The organism is Methylocella silvestris (genome assembly GCF_002891535.1).
GTDB classification, from domain to species: Bacteria; Pseudomonadota; Alphaproteobacteria; order Rhizobiales; family Beijerinckiaceae; genus Methylocapsa; species Methylocapsa silvestris_A.
The window spans coordinates 15,126-30,873 of the sequence record NZ_PDZR01000017.1 but is presented as its reverse complement, the minus strand read 5'-3'; the positions used below and the strand labels follow the sequence as shown (position 1 = coordinate 30,873).

Here is a 15,748-nt window from a genome sequence, read left to right as displayed (position 1 = left end):
GCGAATGTGGCGCATGGCTTTCATCTGGTTGTGTCTCGCTGTCTCCTGTCCCCTGGCCGAGGCGCAAATTGTCTCTGTGCAAAGGGAGGAGCCGCGGCCGTTTGGCTATTTTGTCGGCGACCTCATCACCCTTGAGGTCTTCGTCGCCGTCGACTCTGGCTATTTGATCGACCCCGCGTCGCTGCCGAAGGCGGGGCCGGTCGCCTATTGGCTCGATCTTCGCAGCGTTTCCGTTGACGATCTCGGCGGCAATCCGAGACAATGGCGCCTGCGACTTGCCTATCAGAATTTCTACGTTGCGCTCGACGTCCGGCGCATGACGATTCCGGGCTTCGACTTGATCTTCAAGTCCGGCGAAAATTCCGCCAAGGCGTCTGTGGCGCCCTGGTCGTTCAGCGTGTCGCCGCTGCGCGAGATACTCCCGACTGCAAATGATCCCGTCGATTTTCTGCGCGCCGATATTGCTCCTGCGCCGGTTAGTCTCGGGGCGAGTCGGCGCGCCCTGTTGATCCTTTCGAGCGTTTCGGCGCTGATGCTCGGGCTTGTGGCCTTTGATCGTTCGTGGCCGCCATTTCGACGCCCGCAGGCGCGTCCCTTCGCGCTCGCAGCCCGGCGTCTTGGCAGGATGCGGCGGGACGGGTCGACGGACCAGTTTCGCGCCGCGCTCCGAACCATGCATCAATCGATCGACGTTGCCGCCGGACGCCGCGTGCTGGCGGAAGATCTTGAGAGCTTTCTTGCCGAACATCCAGATTATCGCGCCGAGGCAGAGAGCTTCACGCGCTTCTACAGAGCCTCACATCGCATCTTCTTCGCCAGCGACGAGACGGGAGCAGAGCGCCTCTTGCCGCCAACGGAACTTGTCTCGTTCAGCCAGCGCCTCGCGAAGCTCGAGCGAGCCGCGGCATGAGCCTCTCTTTCGCCGATCCCCAATTGCTCTGGCTGACGCCGCTGGCGGCGCTGCCGCTGCTTGGCGGCGTTCTGCGCCGTTCGGCGTTCCCTTCGCTCGCTAGCGTTCCGGTTGACGGCCTGTCGCGCCTTATATCCCTGGCGCTGACTTTTACCGCTGTCGCCACCATCGGATCGACAGCGCTGGCGCTCGCCGGTCCGCGTCGTGGCGGGGAGCTTGTTGAGAAGATTGGCGACGGCGCCGAGACCGCGCTCCTCATCGATCGCAGCGGCAGCATGAACGAGACCTTTGCCGGACGCCCGCCGGAGGGCGGCGAGGAGTCGAAGGCAAACGCGGCGCGACGCGTCCTTCAGGACTATGTTCGGCGACGGCAGCATGATCGCTTCGGCGTGGTCGGATTTTCGACCTCGCCGATCCGCATGCTTCCGCTGACTGACAAAATGGACGCTGTGCTTGGGGCCGTCGCCGCGATTGATCGTCCGGGCCTTGATTACACCGACATTGGGCGAGGTCTTGCGACGGCGCTAAGCCTCCTGTCCGAGGACGCGGGCCAGTCCTCGCGCGTGCTTCTGCTCGTCTCGGACGGCGCGGCTGTGATCGATCCAAAAGTGCAGCAGACTTTGCGAACGACCTTTGCGCGCACGCGGGTCAATCTGTACTGGCTCTTTCTTCGTACGGCCAACTCTACAGGCATCTCGGATACGCCCAAGCCGGGGGAGGATACGCCGCAGGCGATGCCCGAGCGTCATCTCGATATCTTCTTCAAGAGCCTCAAAATTCCCTACAAGGCATTCGAGGTCGAAAATCCCGGCGCTGTCGAGGCTGCAGTTGCGGAGATCGGACGGCTCGAGACGCATCCAATCGTCTATCGCGAACGCTTGCCGACGGAAGATCTCACCGGCTTCTTTGCGGCGCTTGCGCTGCTTTCGAGCCTCGCGCTCGTCGCCGCGAAGATTTTCGAGGCAGGTCTCTTCACGAGCAGCCTGCCGCTGGGTCTTCCTGAAGCAGCACGGCCCTCCCGCAGGAGAGCTGCATAATGCGAAAGTTCCGGACCCGCCTTGCCGAAATCGCGCGCAGGGCAAGATCGCCTCTTCTCGTTGGCCTCCTCGCGGCTTCTCTCGCCGGCGCCGCCTGCGCCGCCGCAAAATACGTTGCGGCCAGTGCGGATAACCGCAAAATCGCCGCCCTTCGCGAGGGGCGCGACGTCCCGGTTTCGCTCAATGACTCGGGCGATGTCCTGTTCGCCCGCATTCAATTTCTGCTTACTCACGATTCGATCGACGAAGCGCAAGCGCTCGTCAACGCTCTGGATCAAAAGGCCGGCGCGCCTGTGCAGGCGCGCGCGCGCTACGATCTCGCCAACGCACGAATGCGTCTTGGCTTTGATCTCATCGAGCGCGGCAAAATCGAAAAGGCCGAACCCCTCGTCAATCTTGCGCGCTCAGACTACAGGCAGGCGCTGAGCCTCGACCCGGGCCTGTGGGACGCGCGCTATAATCTTGACGTCGCGATGCGGCTCATCCGCGATTTCCCCGGCTTCGACGAAACGCGCGGCGAAGAAATCCCCGCCAAACCGGGAGAGTTCTGGACCGATCTGCCGGGTAAGCCGCGGGGTTTGCCGTGACCATCGAGGCGCGCTTTCCGCGCCGTGAGACGCTGCGCGACGGGCGCTTCTGGCTGCTTTGCGCCATCGTCCTTCTGCTCGCTGCAAGTTTCGGGCTGCCAAGCTTCCGAAGCAAGGCCAATGGCGTCGATCTTCTGGTTGTCGTCGACATCACAGGCAGCATGAATACGCGCGACTACAGCGAAAGCGGCCATCCCGTCAGCCGGCTTGAACACGTGAAAGCAAGCCTGCGGGCGATCCTTCCCGACCTGCCATGTCCGGCGCGCGTGGGCCTCGCCATCTTCACGGAGCGCCAGCCTTTTCTTCTGTTTGAGCCGATCGATGTCTGCGGCGCCTTTGCGCCCGTCGACGGCGCCATTGCCGGGCTCGACTGGCGCATGGCGTGGGAAGGCGACAGCCATATTGCGTCTGGGCTCTATCGGGCCATCGACATGGCGCATGAGGTGAATGCCGATCTCGTCTTCTTCACCGACGGTCAGGAGGCGCCGCCTTTGCCAGCCTCGGGCGGCCCTGAATTTACGGGCGAGCGCGGCGCGGTGAAAGGGCTCATCGTCGGAACGGGCGGCTTTGCGCTCTCTCCCATTCCGAAATTCGACGCCGAAGGCCGCGAAATCGGCTTTTACGGCGTCAACGATGTGCCGCACGAAAATCGCTTCGGACCGCCGCCGGCAGATGCGGAGCAGCGCGAGGGATATAATCCGCGCAATGCGCCGTTCGGATCGGCGGCGGCGGCAGGAACGGAACATCTGTCGTCGGTGCGCGAGCCCTATCTCAAGGCGCTCGGCGACAAGACAGGTCTTGGCTTTATTCGTCTTGAGGACCCCCCAGCGCTCCTCAAGGCCATTCTGGCGGAGGCGCGGCCCCACCCGGTTGAGCGGGAACGCCCGCTGCGGCCTTTCGCCCTTGGACTGGCGCTCATCCTGCTCGTCGCACTCTACGGGGTTCCCCCCTTGTGGAATCGTCTGAAGCAATTGCGCGCAGATCGCTTTTCAACCCTCGCAATCTGGAGAAAATCGCGGGCATGAAACATCTCTTTTCGATTGTCGCATTCCTTTTTTTCGCGACTGCGGCGGCGGCGCATGGGCCGACCCCGCAAAAGGCCGAAGAAACCATCGCCATCGCGGCCAGCCCGGAAGCGGTGTGGGCGATCGTCGCCGATTTCGGCGCGATTTCGAGCTGGCATCCCCTGATCGCAGAAAGCCAGTCTACCGACGGGAATAAGGCGGGCGCGACGCGAAAGCTGACGTTGAAAAAAGGCGGCGTGCTGATGGAAGATCTCGACGACTACGACGCGCCCGGAATGACCTATAGCTACCGCCTCGAGGACCCCAATCTCGACGCCTTGGCGGTGAGCTTTTATTCGGCGACCTTGAGCGTCAAGCCCGCCGCCGATGGCGGCAGCACGGTCGAATGGTTCGGCCGCTTCTATCGCGGCGACACCGGCAATTTTCCGCCGGATGATCTGAACGATGAGGCAGCCCAAAAATCCATGTCGGAATTTATGAAAGCGGGGCTGGCTGGACTAAAGGCAAAAGCCGAAGCAAAACCTTAGGAGAAGCGGGTGGTCACGCGGCGCGATCTCCTCTCCGGCGCGTTCGGCCTCGCCCTTGCGGCGCCTCAGGCGACCGCAGCGCCCGTGCGCGCAAGCGTCGGATCGCGCATCTATGTCGCCGACCAGGACGGTCGGCGGATCCTCGTCATTGACCCCGCGCGCGATGAGGTGACGACGGCGATCCCGCTCGACGCAGGGCCCGCCGCTCTCGCCAGCGCGCCCGACGGGTCCACTATTTATGCGACGCATCCAGATTCCGGAGAAATCTCTGTGATTGGCGTGCGGGAGCAGAAGCTGCTCCAGACATTCTATGTTGGCGGGACGCCTTTCGGGCTGGCGGTCGCCGCCAACGACGAGCTTCTCGTTGGCGACTGGAATGACTCCGTATTGATCCGCGTCAATCGCGGCAGCGGCGAAATCAATGGCCGCATCGCAATCGGGCGCGCGCCCGCACTGATCGTCGCCGACCCGGCGCGCCGCCGCCTTTATGTCGCTGAAAGGCAGGATTCAACGATCGGCGTCATTGACATGGATCGTAAAGAGCGCATTGCGGCGCTTGCGGTCGGGGAGGGGCCTTTTGTGCTCGCTCTGGCGCCCGACGGCGGGCGTCTTTACGTGGCAAACGTCCGCGGCGGAAACGTCGCCCTGATCGACACGGAGCGCCTTGTCGTGGCGGGCGCGTTCCCTTCCGGCCCGATGCCCTATGGGCTCGCCGTCGCGGACGACGGCAAGACGCTTCTCGTCGTCAATCAACAGGCCGGGACGCTGTCGCTCATCGCTTTAAACCGGCTGGAGGCGGCCGTCAGGGTAAAGGTCGGCCGCTATCCGGAAGGCGTCGTGGTCGCGCCAGACCTTGGGAAAGCCTATGTCATGAACTGGTTCTCCGGAGACATTTCCGTGATCGATCTCGCAGCCGGCCTTGAGACCCGGCGGATCAGGACGGGCGGCGGCCCGCGCGCAGCCCTGCGCATAGCGGGCGATCCGGCGCTTTGAGCCAGGCATGCTCATCGTTCGGTAAAGGCGATATCGCATGAACGATCGCAAATTTCTGCGGACGGCCCACGGATTGGCGCTGCCGGGCGCGATCGCTCTCTCTTTGATGTCTTTGCTGTTGGCCTGTAGCGAGGACGCTCCCTCGCCCGAGAGGCATACTATCGCGCAGGACGAAGCGCCGTCCGTTCCCACATGGGTTTATCCTGGCGACCACGTCGAACTCGGCTGGTGGCTCGCAAGCCGCCGCAACTTTCAGCCGGCGGCCAAGGACAGCGCCATGGCCGCGGTCTATGATCTGTTTCTCAGGCAAGCCTCAAAGCTGTTCGTGGAAGATCAGCGAATGATCGCCAATCGAACGGTGCAAACTTCAACAACTCTGTCCGAACACGGGATCGAGGAAAATTACGACGCCATTCTGGATAAGTTCACGGAGCTGGCGGAATTCAGTGGGCGCAAACTTCTGTATGGCGAACTTTGCCAGCACTACGTCAATTTGAGAATGGAGGGGAAAGACAGCAACGAGGCGCTCGCGGACCTGAGAAGCCGCTACCAACATGCGCCATAGAACGTGTATGGGAGTCGAGCCCTGTCGTCAAAAGTCGAGACATGACCGATTCTTCGTCGCCACCGCCCGCCCGATGGATGCTCTCGCTTCGCACGCAGCTGATTTTGGGCTTCATCCTGATCGATCTTCTGGCCGGGATTGTTTGCGCGGCCGTCATCATCGTCAAAGCTCGCCACGCGGCGCTGATCGAGATGAAAGTGTCTGTGCGGCTGGCGGAAATGCTGGTCGCTGAATCGGTTCGCCTGACCGAACCACATACGCCGGCAGATCGCCTTCTCAACACGCTGGCGCAGCAGCTGGGTTTTATCCGGCATGTCCGGTTTGCGGTATTCGACGCGAACCAGCAGGAAATCCTCGTCGATCGCGCGCTGGCGACGGATCAGTTACGGGAGCGCGAACCTGCTCCCGCCTGGTTTGTGTCTTTGATCGCCCCGCCTGCGGAGCGGCATCAGATGCCAATCATCGCGCAGCATCGCAAGATCGGAACAGTGTTCATCATTGAGGCCCCGCAAGATGAAGTGGCGGAAGTCTGGGAGGATATGTCGGCCCTGGCCATGATCGCTTTCGTCGCCAATCTGGCGATACTTGGCATGTTGTACCTGACTTTTGGCCGAATTCTCGTGCCGCTGACCAGGCTCTCGCTTGGGCTGTCCGATCTTGAACGCCAGAACTTTGCAACGCGCGTCGCGGAGCCGCGCATCCGCGAACTTGCCGAGATCGTCCGCCGCTTCAACCATCTCGCTACGGCGCTGGGGGAGACGCATGGCGAAAATCGCAGACTCAATCAGCGGTTGATCAATCTGCAGGACGAAGAACGCCGGCGCATCGCGCTCGATCTGCACGATGAGTTCGGGCCATGCTTTTTCGGGCTGAGCGCCAGCCTGCGTCGTCTCAGGACTATTCCCGCATCCTTGAGGCAGCCGGACAATTCGAAGGCGGTGGAGATGCTGTCCGAGCAGACGAATCTGATGGCTGAAATCATCGAACGCATGCGGGTCGCCAATCGTGGTATACTCACGAGCTTGCGACCAATGGCGCTCGGCCATGTTTCTTTGCAAAGGGTATTGGAAATTCTCATCGCAGATCTTGCAAAACTTCACGCGGGAATTTCCATTTCTCTAAATGCGCAAGACCTCCAATACTCCTACAGCGAGCCAATAGATCTGACGGTCTACCGGTGCGTTCAGGAAAGCGTGACCAACGCCATTCGGCATTCGACGGCGTCGACGATTACGATCGAACTTTACGAAACGGAAGACACCCAGCAAAATGCAAAGTACAAGAAGTGCTTGCACTTGATTGTTCAGGATTCCGGCGAAGGAATTACGGACGACATTCAAGCCGGATTTGGGCTTTCCGGCATGAAGGAACGCATCGACGCTCTCGGCGGCGTCTGGGCGCTCGCCAATCGGAATGGATTTGGCGCGCGCGTGTGCGTGATTCTCCCCATTTGACGCCCTGCGGCTGCAGTCAAGCGGCGCAACGGAGCCGCACTATGAAAGCAGACCCGCCATAATGAGATCAGCGCTTATCATCGAAGACCACCCGATCCTTCTGCAGGCCTCTCAGCGTCTCCTCGAGGAGATTGGCGTCTCGCCGGTCTTCTCCGCCAGCGACGTCGTGTCAGGATATCGCCTCTTTCATCGGGCGAAGCCGGATATCGTGATTATCGATCTCGTCATCAAGAGCAATGGGCTGGCAGGACTGGACCTCATCCGCCGCATGCGGCTGCGCGACCAAAAGGCGCGAATTCTGGTTTTCAGCATGCATTCTGATCCCGTTATCATCGGCCGCGCCCTGGAGGCGGGAGCGATGGGCTATGTCGTGAAAGACGCCGGGCCGGACGAATTCATCGAGGCCTTCAAGAGAGTTGCTTCCGGCAAACCCTATCTCAGCAATACAGTCGCCACCGAGGTGGCGCTCATCAACGCGCACGCCTCGTCAAACCCGCTTGCCAACCTGTCGCGGCGGGAGATTCAGACTCTCGCGCTCCTCGCGGAAGGAAAATCCTATCGGGCCATCGCCGACGAGTTGAGGGTCAGCTACAAGACCGTCGTAAATGTCTGCTCCTTGCTGCGGCGAAAACTTGGCGCCGGGAGCCTCGCCGAACTGATCGCGCTGGCGGTTCGCCATATCCGCTAGCGCGTCAGTTCCTCCGCAGCGCCCGAAATCGCCGGCCGCCGGCGGCATGTTGACGAATACTCATGGCGGCGCGATCGGCGCGACGCGGGCTATGCCGCGCCGGACTGCTTATGCGCTTCCGTCCGGACCGGGAGCTTCCAGTCAGGGCGGATGAAATGGCAAGTGTATCCGCTCGGATACCGCTCCAGATAATCCTGATGGTCCGGCTCGGCCTCCCAGAAATCGCCGGCCGGCGCGACTTCCGTTACGACGCGACCCGGCCAGAGACCTGACGCGTCAACATCGGCGATGGCGTCGACGGCGACCCGCTTCTGCTCCTCGCTGGTGTAGAAGATGGCCGAGCGATAGCTCAGCCCGACGTCATTGCCCTGACGGTTGCGCGTCGTTGGATCGTGTATTTGAAAGAAGAACTCAAGAAGCGTCCGATAGCTGATCTTTTCGGGATCAAAGATAATCTCGATCGCCTCGGCATGGGTTCCGTGGTTGCGGTAGGTCGCATTGGGCACGTCGCCGCCCGTATAGCCGACGCGGGTTGAGATCACGCCGGGATAGCGGCGTATGAGATCCTGCATGCCCCAGAAGCAGCCGCCGGCAAGAACGGCCCGTTCGGTTTGCGTGGTCATATGTCACTCCTTATGCGGAAATGGAGGTTCAGCGCTTATGTAGTAACGCGGCCTCGCTTCGACCAGCGCCGAAGCGCAATCGAGACGGTTTGCAGGCGGAAGGCGAGCCAGATCCACGCTGTCGTTCATCGCTGCTCGCCACTGGCCCTCTCCGCTTCGACCAGCCCTTCGTCGGAAATGGTGCGGAAAGTGATCGATCAGCGGGCGACGTCCATCTTGGCGATACTATGCTCCCATAAATGCCGAGCATCCCCGCTCAGATGATAGATCGAGCGCGGAGCCAGCGGCGCATTGGCCCGATCAAATCCGGCCGCCGCCCGGCGCCGAAACCGCAGCACGGCGGGAGCGCCAAGAGATATGCCGACGACACGCTCGAACAGCGGCCTGTCGCGATGCCAGCCGATCCCGGCGCCGGGATCGTAGCGGATCAACAGAGCCTGAGCCAGCGACCCCGCCGGCAGGCCGGCAAAACTGGCGGCGCTTTCGCGGAGGGGTAGCAGAAACTCTGGAATCGGTTCGGCCGGCCCGAAGCTGGCGTTCTCGAAGTCATAGCGCCAACCGAATGAGGCGGTCACGCGCTTGCCAAGCCAGCCCTGGAAGCGGAACGGCGATAGATGCGCTGCATCTATGGCGCCGATCAAAGTCCGCTCCGCCGCGGGCGAGACGATGTTCTCGCCGAGCCTCAGGCCGGGAAGAAGGGAACGCTCGAACAGATCCATCTGAACACGGAGCATCGGTAATCCGGAAGTTCATGTTTCAAGCCTATATGGGCGCGACGGGCGTGATTGCACCTGGCTCGCCGTGGCCGAAAGAGACTGGTTATCACGCCGACGTGATCAAATCGGCTGCTCTTGGCTGTAACAGCCTCCCTCTCTTCCGCGAAGCATTGGACGACCAACTGAAGGCGCCTTACCGCGTCGGCTGCAGGCATCGGCGGCGCCGCGAGCGCTCGCCTGAGCCGGCCGGACGCCTGGCTGCGCAAGCATCATACGAGCCCGGGAGATTCTACCGTGACACTTCTGATTGCGGCCTATCTAGCGGGCGTTCTCACCATCCTCAGTCCCTGCATTCTCCCCGTTCTGCCTTTTGTTTTCGCACGCGCCGGCCAGCCCTTTCTGCGGAGCGCTCTGCCTATGCTGTTTGGGATGGCCGCCGCCTTTACCGGTCTCGCCACGCTTGCCGCGGCTGGCGGCGGCTGGGCCGTCGCAACGAACCAATATGCGCGCTTCGCGGCTTTGGCGCTGTTTGTCCTGTTTGCTTTGACGCTCCTGTCCGAAGGGCTCGCTGAATGGATCAACCGGCCTCTGGTGGCGCTTGGCGAGCGGCTATCTTCATTACGCTTTGCGGCTGACAGGCCCGCCGCGCCTTACGCCTCGGTTCTCCTCGGAGTCGCCACGGGGTTCTTGTGGGCGCCCTGCGCCGGCCCGGTTCTCGGCCTCATCCTGACCGGCGCCGCGCTGAATGGCGCGAGCATCGGGACGTCGTTCCTCCTCTTCGCCTATGCATGCGGCGCCGCAACATCTTTGGCTCTGGCGCTTTTTGCAGGCGCCAAGGTCGGCGCCTTGTTGAAGCACACGCTTGCCGCCGGCGCTTGGCTGCGGCGGGGGCTTGGCGTCGCCGTGCTGGCGGCGGTGGCGCTTATCGCGACGGGGCTCGACGTCGAACTTCTGTCGCAGATCGACTTCGCCAATACGACGTCGATTGAAAAGCGCCTGCTCAATCGGGCGAGGGCGCATGATGTCTTCACGCCGCGGGCGGCGCCGACCGCAGATCCCGCGTCTCTCGGCGCAGGCGGTTTTGGCCACAGCAGCTGGCGCTCGACGCCGGCGCTGGGAGCCGAGGCAATGCTGACCAACGTCGCCTTCCTGCAGCCGGAGGCGCCGGCGGCGGACCTTGGCGTCACAAAGGCCGCCGCCCACGCGACGTCCGCTCTTCCCGTCGAAGGCGCGTTGCCGGGATTCGCGGGCGCTGTCGAATGGCTGAACTCGCAGCCCCTGACGCCGCAGGCGCTCCGCGGCAAGGTGGTGCTGGTCAATTTCTGGACGTTCAATTGCATCAATTGCCTGCACGCGCTCCCCCATGTCCGCGCCTGGGCGCAAAAATACCGCGACCACGGTCTTGTCGTCATCGGCGTGCATACACCCGAACTTTCCTTCGAGAAGGATCCCGCCAATGTGCGCAAGGCCGTCGCGCGGCTTGGCATTGACTATCCCGTCGCCGTCGACACGACGTATGCGATCTGGAAGGCCTTCGGCAATGAATATTGGCCGGCCTCCTATTTCGCGGACGCGCAAGGCCGCATCAGACATCATCATTTCGGCGAGGAGGATTACGAGAATTCGGAACGGGTGATCCAGCAACTTCTTGAGGAAGCCGGAAATCGCAACGTCCCGGGCGGACTGGTTACGGCCGCCAGCCTGCGATAGTCGCCGCCTGTTTAACGTATCGCTGATAGAACAAGAAACGAGCAAGGCCGAGCCTCGATGACCGCACTCTCGTCGTCTATCATGCAAGCTGTGGATCTGCTTTCCACATTGTTCGTGTTCGCCCTTGGCTGTGGCGCCCTCGCTCTGTTGATCGTGTTTGTCCTGGACCGGCGGCAAACGCGCGACGCCATTTTGCGCAACTACCCCGTCATCGGACATTTGCGCTACATATTCTCGAATCTGGGCGAATTCTTCCGGCAATATTTCTTCGCGATGGACCGGGATGAGCTTCCCTTCAACCGAGCCGAGCGGAACTGGGTGGAGCGCGCGTCGAAAGACAGCGACTCGACCGTCGCATTTGGCTCCACCAAATATATCCGGGAATCCGGAACGCCCATCTTCGTCAATTGCCCTTACCCAACGCTTGATGAAGATGTCGAACCGCCGCCGCCGTTCGTGATCGGGCCGGATTCGCCACACCCCTATCTCGCCCGGTCGTTTTTCAATATTTCCGGAATGAGTTTTGGCGCGCTGTCTGGCCCTGCGGTGCTGGCTCTATCAAAGGGCGCGCGAATGGCCGGATGCTGGATGAATACAGGGGAGGGGGGCCTGTCATCCTACCATCTGGAAGGCGGCGCCGATATCATCTTTCAGATCGGCACCGCTAAATATGGCGTGCGTCATTCCGATGGAACCCTGGACGAAGACAGATTGCGCGAGGTCGCCGATCTTCCACAGGTCAAAATGTTTGAAATCAAGCTCTCGCAGGGCGCGAAGCCCGGCAAAGGCGGAATTCTGCCAGCCGTGAAGGTGACGCCTGAGATTGCCGGGATTAGAGGAATACCGGTCGGCGAGGATTCAATCAGCCCCAATCGCCACCCCGAAATCAACAGCAATGACGAATTGCTTGATTTCATCGAACGAGTGAAGACGATCACCCAAAAGCCGGTCGGCGTCAAAGCCGTGCTCGGCGCCTATGGCTGGCTCGACGACCTCATGGCGAAGGTTTTGGCGCGCGGAGCCGGCCCCGATTTCTTTACGCTCGATTCCGGGGATGGCGGCACCGGAGCGGCGCCCATGGCGCTCATGGATAATGTCGGACTTCCGATCCGCGAATCGCTCCCGCTCGTTCGAGATATCATCAAAAGCCACGGTCTCGCCGAGCGCATCCCCATCATCGCATCAGGCAAGCTGACCACCCCCGCCGACGTCGCCTGGGCGTTGTGCGCAGGGGCGACGTTTGTCAATTCGGCCAGGGGCTTTATGTTCGCGCTTGGCTGTATTCAGTCCCTCAAATGCAACAAAAATACCTGCCCGACGGGCGTCACAACGCACGACAAGCGACTGCAAAAAGGTCTCGATCCAGCCGACAAAGCTGTAAGGGTCGCCAATTACTGCCGCAATTTGCGGCGCGACGTGGAAGTGATCGCTCATAGCTGCGGCGTGTCGCATCCGCGACGCCTGAAGCGCTTCCATGTCCGCATTGTCTGTCCCGATGGCGTCTCGCGGCCATTGAGCGAGCTTTATCCGACGGACGATCCCGCCGACTCTAACGCGGCCGCCGCGCGTCGCCGCGCCTAGACGGTGGAATGGCGTGGCCGAAGGTGCCTCGAATGAACGCCGCAGCTGTTATTTCCTGCCGCGCTTGCGCCCGGATCTTCCGCGGCCTTATTGCAAAGTCATCAACAAAAACGGCGGGCCGCCCATTGAGCGAACGCGTCTCCTGAGAGGACAATCGCAAAAAGCAGGTAACGTTTCGACGTTTGCAACCGTATTCCTGTTGGAGCCCAATGTTGGCGGCAGTCGGCTGACTCCAAATGGCGCTCTTGCAGATCTGCATGTGGCGCGTTTACGCGCGGCCTTGAGCGCCGCGTATCGACAGGAGAGTTTTATGAACACCAGAAACGCCATGGCCCGCTTTGCGGCCGTCACCTTTTTGATCGTCGGCTCCGTATATGCGAGCGCGGCCTCCGCCGAAGACAAAATGAAGACGGAGACCACGGCCGGCGATCACATGAAAGGCGACGCGATGAAAGGCGACGCCATGAAGGGGGATGCGATGAAGGGCGACGCCATGAAAGGTGATGCGATGAAGGGCGACGCCATGAAAGGCGACGCCATGAAAGGCGACGCAATGAAGGGCGACAAGTAAGTCCAGGGGCCGCGTTACCCGCTCCAGTCGTTGCGCTGGAGCGGGTTCGCCCGTCGCGCCGGGAAAGTTTGAATCGGAAGCGGAACATGACCGAAATTCAAGAGGCGGCTCCTGCGCTGGCCTCGAATTCACAGCGGCGCGTGGTTTACCGCCATGCGCTTCTGACGCGTGTGACACATTGGATCAATCTCCTTTGCGTCATTGTGTTGCTGATGAGCGGCCTGCAAATCTTCAACGCCCATCCCGCCCTTTATTGGGGTCAATATGGAGCCGACGCCGACCGGCCGCTGCTCGAAATCGGGGCCAATGAGACCTCAAGCGGGCAATTGACCGGTTTCCTCAAGATCGGCGCGGCGACGTTGCCGACGACCGGCGTCCTCGGCGCCTCGGACAACGCCGACGGCGACGTGGTCGAGAGAGGCTTTCCGCGATGGATCACGCTGCCCGGATTTCGCGATCTCTCATTGGGCCGTCGCTGGCACTTCTTTTTCGCCTGGCTGTTCGTTGCAAATCTCCTCGTCTATTATGTTGGGGGACTGGCCTCCGGACATCTTCGCCGCGACCTCTTGCCCAGCCGCGAGCAGCTGCGTCCGAAACCTCTCTTGCACGATATCGCCGATCATCTTCGGCTGCGATTTCCGCGCGGCGACGCGGCGCTGCGCTACAATCCGCTGCAAAAGCTCGCCTATCTCGGCGTGATCGGCGTCCTGTTGCCGGTCATGATCCTGACCGGCCTCACAATGTCGCCGGGGATGGACGCGATTTTGCCCTGGCTTGTCGATCTGTTCGCCGGGCGGCAATCGGCGCGGACGATCCACTTCATCGCCGCCAATCTCATCGTGCTGTTTATATTCATTCATGTCGCGATGGTGCTGCTGGCCGGACCGATCAATGAAATACGCTCCATGATTACGGGCAAATTCGCCATCGTTCCTGAGGCCAAACATGAGTAGCTTCCAAATTCCGCGGCGTCGGCTTCTGGCGCTCGGCGCGGCGAGTCTTGGCAGCGCGCTGCTCGGCGGCTGCGATCGCCTGTCGGAAGCGCCTGATTTTCAGGCCTTCCTCGCCTCGGCGGAGAGTCTGACCTATCGCTCGCAGCGGTTGCTCGGCGGGGGGCATTCGATGGCCCGCGAATTCACCGCCGCCGATCTGTCGCCGGTGTTCAAGGTCAACGGCACCCGTGTGCCGGAAGGCGAGGACTATGCCGCGCTCGTCGAAAGCAATTTCGCGGATTGGCGCCTGCGCGTCGACGGACTTGTCGTCAAGCCGCTGGAATTGTCGCTGGCCGATCTCCACGCCCTGCCACAGCGGACTCAGATCACGCGGCATGACTGCGTCGAGGGCTGGAGCGCCATCGGCAAGTGGACAGGCGTCCCGCTCGCCGCCGTGCTTGAGCGCGCCGCGCTCCTTCCGGCCGCCCGCTTTGTGGTCTTCCACTGCGCCGACATGTACGAACATGCACTGGACGGAAACGGCCAATATTATGAGAGCATAGATCTGATCGACGCTTTTCATCCGCAATCGATTCTGGCGCTCAGTCTCAACGATGCGCCCCTGACGGTCGGCCATGGTGCGCCGCTGCGCCTGCGGGTCGAACGGCAGCTTGGCTACAAGCAGGCGAAATATGTAATGCGCATCCAGCTAACCGACCGCCTCGGCGACATCGGCCGCGGCAAGGGCGGCTTTTGGCCTGATCGGGGCTATGAATGGTACGCTGGAATTTGACCCGATCTTTTCGCTTGAATGAAGCGTCATTACGCGCGTCATTGTTGGGGCCACGGCAAACCGCATAAGTGAATAACAGGCGGCGACGCCGATTGTTGACATGAGGTCTGGACGGATCGCGATACGATCCGCCCAAGATCGATGCGCCCTTAGGGGCCGGTCGCCATTGTATGACCCTCGCCGCGCTCAAAGAGATAGTCGAGATCTTCCATGGGGAGGACGACCACGGTCTTTCCATCCATTTTTCCGATTGTGAGCGCGACCGTCTTACCGCTCTTCATCGTCACATTCATCTCTTTCTGATATTCGAAGCCGTCGAGACCCGCGGCGAATGCGGCAGGGGCGACGGCGAGCGCGCCGACAATCGCCAGGCAGCGCAACAGGTCTCTATTCATGGCGTATCCTCTCATTGAAAAAGCAGACTTAATCCGTGTTGGCGACAGCGCTCGCCGCTAGGCCCGCGGCTGAGCGATCTCGCCCGTCGCCACAGCGCGAGAAAGCGATCTTGCAGCCTATGTTTGACGATGTTGCTGTCTTGAATGCGCGAGCTGTCTTCGGTCGGCGGCGGCTGGACTTAATGTTTGACCGTGAACAACTGCTGGTGAAGCGCGTCTGGAATGTTTTCGGCCGGTATGGCGACCATGGTGTGGCCATTCATTTTGACCACATAGACGGTGGCTTTTGAGCCATTTTCAAATGTCGCCTGTTGCGACTTGAGCAGCTGGACATGCATCATTCTGGTCTTCGCTTCCGCCACGCCGGCGAACAGAACGCCGGCCGCAAGGGCGGCGCCGGCCAGAGTGCGAAACATGAGAGTTGAAGTCGGGATGGACATTGGCGTTCTCCTGCGATTTGCCAGGCCCGTAGGTCGGCCTGCCGGTCAGGAGAATGGCGAGAATGGGCGTTCTTTTGAAATACTGGATTGCTTCGGGTTTCATAGCGAGAGACTATCCGCGGCGCTTGCCAGCGGGCTATCCCCCTCTCGCACTCCCAGGCCTAGTATCGCCCAAGCTTGTCTACACGCGCCCCGAGGCAA

18 protein-coding genes are annotated in these 15,748 nt (G+C 61.4%); 14 read left to right on the top strand and 4 right to left on the bottom strand.

What is annotated here, in order from left to right; all coding sequences use genetic code 11:
* Nucleotides 1-4: 4 nt before the first annotated feature.
* The 9 genes from CR492_RS14145 to CR492_RS14105 all read left to right on the top strand — a co-directional run bounded on the left by CR492_RS14145 (nt 5) and on the right by CR492_RS14105 (nt 7,786).
* Nucleotides 5-910: a nonribosomal peptide synthetase MxaA gene (locus tag CR492_RS14145; RefSeq protein ID WP_102844392.1), complete on the top strand. Its 906-nt coding sequence runs from the start codon at nt 5-7 to the stop codon at nt 908-910.
* Nucleotides 907-1,947 (top strand): vWA domain-containing protein, encoded by a 1,041-nt coding sequence (locus CR492_RS14140; RefSeq protein ID WP_102844391.1) that lies wholly within the window; start codon nt 907-909, stop codon nt 1,945-1,947. Before CR492_RS14145 ends, CR492_RS14140 begins: the two co-directional genes overlap by 4 nt.
* Nucleotides 1,947-2,534, top strand: coding sequence for a hypothetical protein (locus tag CR492_RS14135; protein WP_245412085.1), 588 nt, complete (start codon nt 1,947-1,949; stop codon nt 2,532-2,534). The genes CR492_RS14140 and CR492_RS14135 overlap by 1 nt, the downstream gene beginning before the upstream one ends.
* Nucleotides 2,531-3,559 carry a vWA domain-containing protein gene (locus tag CR492_RS14130; RefSeq protein ID WP_102844389.1) on the top strand — a complete coding sequence of 343 codons (1,029 nt, stop codon included), beginning with the start codon at nt 2,531-2,533 and terminating at the stop codon, nt 3,557-3,559. The genes CR492_RS14135 and CR492_RS14130 overlap by 4 nt, the downstream gene beginning before the upstream one ends.
* Nucleotides 3,556-4,086 (top strand): SRPBCC family protein, encoded by a 531-nt coding sequence (locus CR492_RS14125; RefSeq protein ID WP_102844388.1) that lies wholly within the window; start codon nt 3,556-3,558, stop codon nt 4,084-4,086. The genes CR492_RS14130 and CR492_RS14125 overlap by 4 nt, the downstream gene beginning before the upstream one ends.
* Nucleotides 4,087-4,095: 9 nt before the next feature.
* A complete protein-coding gene (locus CR492_RS14120) occupies nt 4,096-5,079 on the top strand; it encodes a YncE family protein (RefSeq protein WP_102844387.1) in 984 nt (327 codons plus the stop codon).
* Between the two features lie 37 nt (nt 5,080-5,116).
* Complete coding sequence (locus CR492_RS14115) at nt 5,117-5,644, top strand: hypothetical protein (RefSeq protein ID WP_102844386.1); 528 nt, start codon at nt 5,117-5,119, stop codon at nt 5,642-5,644.
* On the top strand, nt 5,554-7,098 hold the full coding sequence (locus tag CR492_RS14110; RefSeq protein ID WP_146030278.1) for an ATP-binding protein: 1,545 nt from the start codon (nt 5,554-5,556) through the stop codon (nt 7,096-7,098). Before CR492_RS14115 ends, CR492_RS14110 begins: the two co-directional genes overlap by 91 nt.
* Before the next feature lie 61 nt (nt 7,099-7,159).
* Nucleotides 7,160-7,786 carry a response regulator transcription factor gene (locus tag CR492_RS14105; protein WP_102844384.1) on the top strand — a complete coding sequence of 209 codons (627 nt, stop codon included), beginning with the start codon at nt 7,160-7,162 and terminating at the stop codon, nt 7,784-7,786.
* 89 nt (nt 7,787-7,875) lie between these two features.
* Here the strand turns inward: CR492_RS14105 and msrA are convergent, their stop codons facing one another.
* Together msrA and CR492_RS14095 are read right to left on the bottom strand one after the other, a co-directional pair.
* Nucleotides 7,876-8,409, bottom strand: coding sequence for a peptide-methionine (S)-S-oxide reductase MsrA (msrA, locus tag CR492_RS14100; RefSeq protein WP_102844383.1), 534 nt, complete (start codon nt 8,407-8,409; stop codon nt 7,876-7,878).
* A gap of 197 nt (nt 8,410-8,606) precedes the next feature.
* Entirely contained in the window at nt 8,607-9,143 is a 537-nt protein-coding gene (locus CR492_RS14095; RefSeq protein WP_102844382.1) for an alpha-ketoglutarate-dependent dioxygenase AlkB, read from the bottom strand.
* A 276-nt stretch (nt 9,144-9,419) separates the two neighbouring features.
* Here CR492_RS14095 and CR492_RS14090 point away from each other — a divergent pair, with 276 nt between their 5' ends.
* The 5 genes from CR492_RS14090 to CR492_RS14070 all read left to right on the top strand — a co-directional run bounded on the left by CR492_RS14090 (nt 9,420) and on the right by CR492_RS14070 (nt 14,712).
* Nucleotides 9,420-10,835, top strand: coding sequence for a cytochrome c biogenesis protein DipZ (locus CR492_RS14090; RefSeq protein WP_102844381.1), 1,416 nt, complete (start codon nt 9,420-9,422; stop codon nt 10,833-10,835).
* A 57-nt stretch (nt 10,836-10,892) separates the two neighbouring features.
* On the top strand, nt 10,893-12,416 hold the full coding sequence (locus CR492_RS14085) for an FMN-binding glutamate synthase family protein (protein ID WP_102844380.1): 1,524 nt from the start codon (nt 10,893-10,895) through the stop codon (nt 12,414-12,416).
* A 310-nt stretch (nt 12,417-12,726) separates the two neighbouring features.
* Nucleotides 12,727-12,987, top strand: a complete 261-nt coding sequence (locus tag CR492_RS14080; RefSeq protein WP_102844444.1) for a pentapeptide MXKDX repeat protein — start codon at nt 12,727-12,729, stop codon at nt 12,985-12,987.
* 86 nt (nt 12,988-13,073) lie between these two features.
* The gene (locus tag CR492_RS14075) at nt 13,074-13,940 is read left to right on the top strand and encodes a cytochrome b/b6 domain-containing protein (RefSeq protein ID WP_102844379.1); all 867 of its coding nucleotides are present in this window, start codon (nt 13,074-13,076) and stop codon (nt 13,938-13,940) included.
* Nucleotides 13,933-14,712, top strand: a complete 780-nt coding sequence (locus CR492_RS14070) for a molybdopterin-binding protein (protein ID WP_102844378.1) — start codon at nt 13,933-13,935, stop codon at nt 14,710-14,712. The genes CR492_RS14075 and CR492_RS14070 overlap by 8 nt, the downstream gene beginning before the upstream one ends.
* A gap of 149 nt (nt 14,713-14,861) precedes the next feature.
* Here CR492_RS14070 and CR492_RS14065 read toward each other — a convergent pair whose 3' ends face one another.
* Together CR492_RS14065 and CR492_RS14060 are read right to left on the bottom strand one after the other, a co-directional pair.
* On the bottom strand, nt 14,862-15,107 hold the full coding sequence (locus CR492_RS14065; RefSeq protein ID WP_102844377.1) for a hypothetical protein: 246 nt from the start codon (nt 15,105-15,107) through the stop codon (nt 14,862-14,864).
* 179 nt (nt 15,108-15,286) lie between these two features.
* Nucleotides 15,287-15,547 (bottom strand): hypothetical protein, encoded by a 261-nt coding sequence (locus CR492_RS14060; RefSeq protein ID WP_102844376.1) that lies wholly within the window; start codon nt 15,545-15,547, stop codon nt 15,287-15,289.
* Between the last annotated feature and the right edge of the window lie 201 nt (nt 15,548-15,748).

Bases quoted from the DNA above. Each gene is read 5' to 3' on its own strand.
- CR492_RS14145 (WP_102844392.1), top strand. From the start codon at position 5: ATGTGGCGCATGGCTTTCATCTGGTTGTGTCTCGCTGTCTCCTGTCCC.
- CR492_RS14140 (WP_102844391.1), top strand. From the start codon at position 907: ATGAGCCTCTCTTTCGCCGATCCCCAATTGCTCTGGCTGACGCCGCTG.
- CR492_RS14135 (WP_245412085.1), top strand. From the start codon at position 1,947: ATGCGAAAGTTCCGGACCCGCCTTGCCGAAATCGCGCGCAGGGCAAGA.
- CR492_RS14125 (WP_102844388.1), top strand. From the start codon at position 3,556: ATGAAACATCTCTTTTCGATTGTCGCATTCCTTTTTTTCGCGACTGCG.
- CR492_RS14115 (WP_102844386.1), top strand. From the start codon at position 5,117: ATGAACGATCGCAAATTTCTGCGGACGGCCCACGGATTGGCGCTGCCG.
- CR492_RS14105 (WP_102844384.1), top strand. From the start codon at position 7,160: ATGAGATCAGCGCTTATCATCGAAGACCACCCGATCCTTCTGCAGGCC.
- msrA (WP_102844383.1), bottom strand. From the start codon at position 8,409: ATGACCACGCAAACCGAACGGGCCGTTCTTGCCGGCGGCTGCTTCTGG.
- CR492_RS14095 (WP_102844382.1), bottom strand. From the start codon at position 9,143: ATGCTCCGTGTTCAGATGGATCTGTTCGAGCGTTCCCTTCTTCCCGGC.
- CR492_RS14085 (WP_102844380.1), top strand. From the start codon at position 10,893: ATGACCGCACTCTCGTCGTCTATCATGCAAGCTGTGGATCTGCTTTCC.
- CR492_RS14080 (WP_102844444.1), top strand. From the start codon at position 12,727: ATGAACACCAGAAACGCCATGGCCCGCTTTGCGGCCGTCACCTTTTTG.
- CR492_RS14075 (WP_102844379.1), top strand. From the start codon at position 13,074: ATGACCGAAATTCAAGAGGCGGCTCCTGCGCTGGCCTCGAATTCACAG.
- CR492_RS14070 (WP_102844378.1), top strand. From the start codon at position 13,933: ATGAGTAGCTTCCAAATTCCGCGGCGTCGGCTTCTGGCGCTCGGCGCG.
- CR492_RS14065 (WP_102844377.1), bottom strand. From the start codon at position 15,107: ATGAATAGAGACCTGTTGCGCTGCCTGGCGATTGTCGGCGCGCTCGCC.
- CR492_RS14060 (WP_102844376.1), bottom strand. From the start codon at position 15,547: ATGTCCATCCCGACTTCAACTCTCATGTTTCGCACTCTGGCCGGCGCC.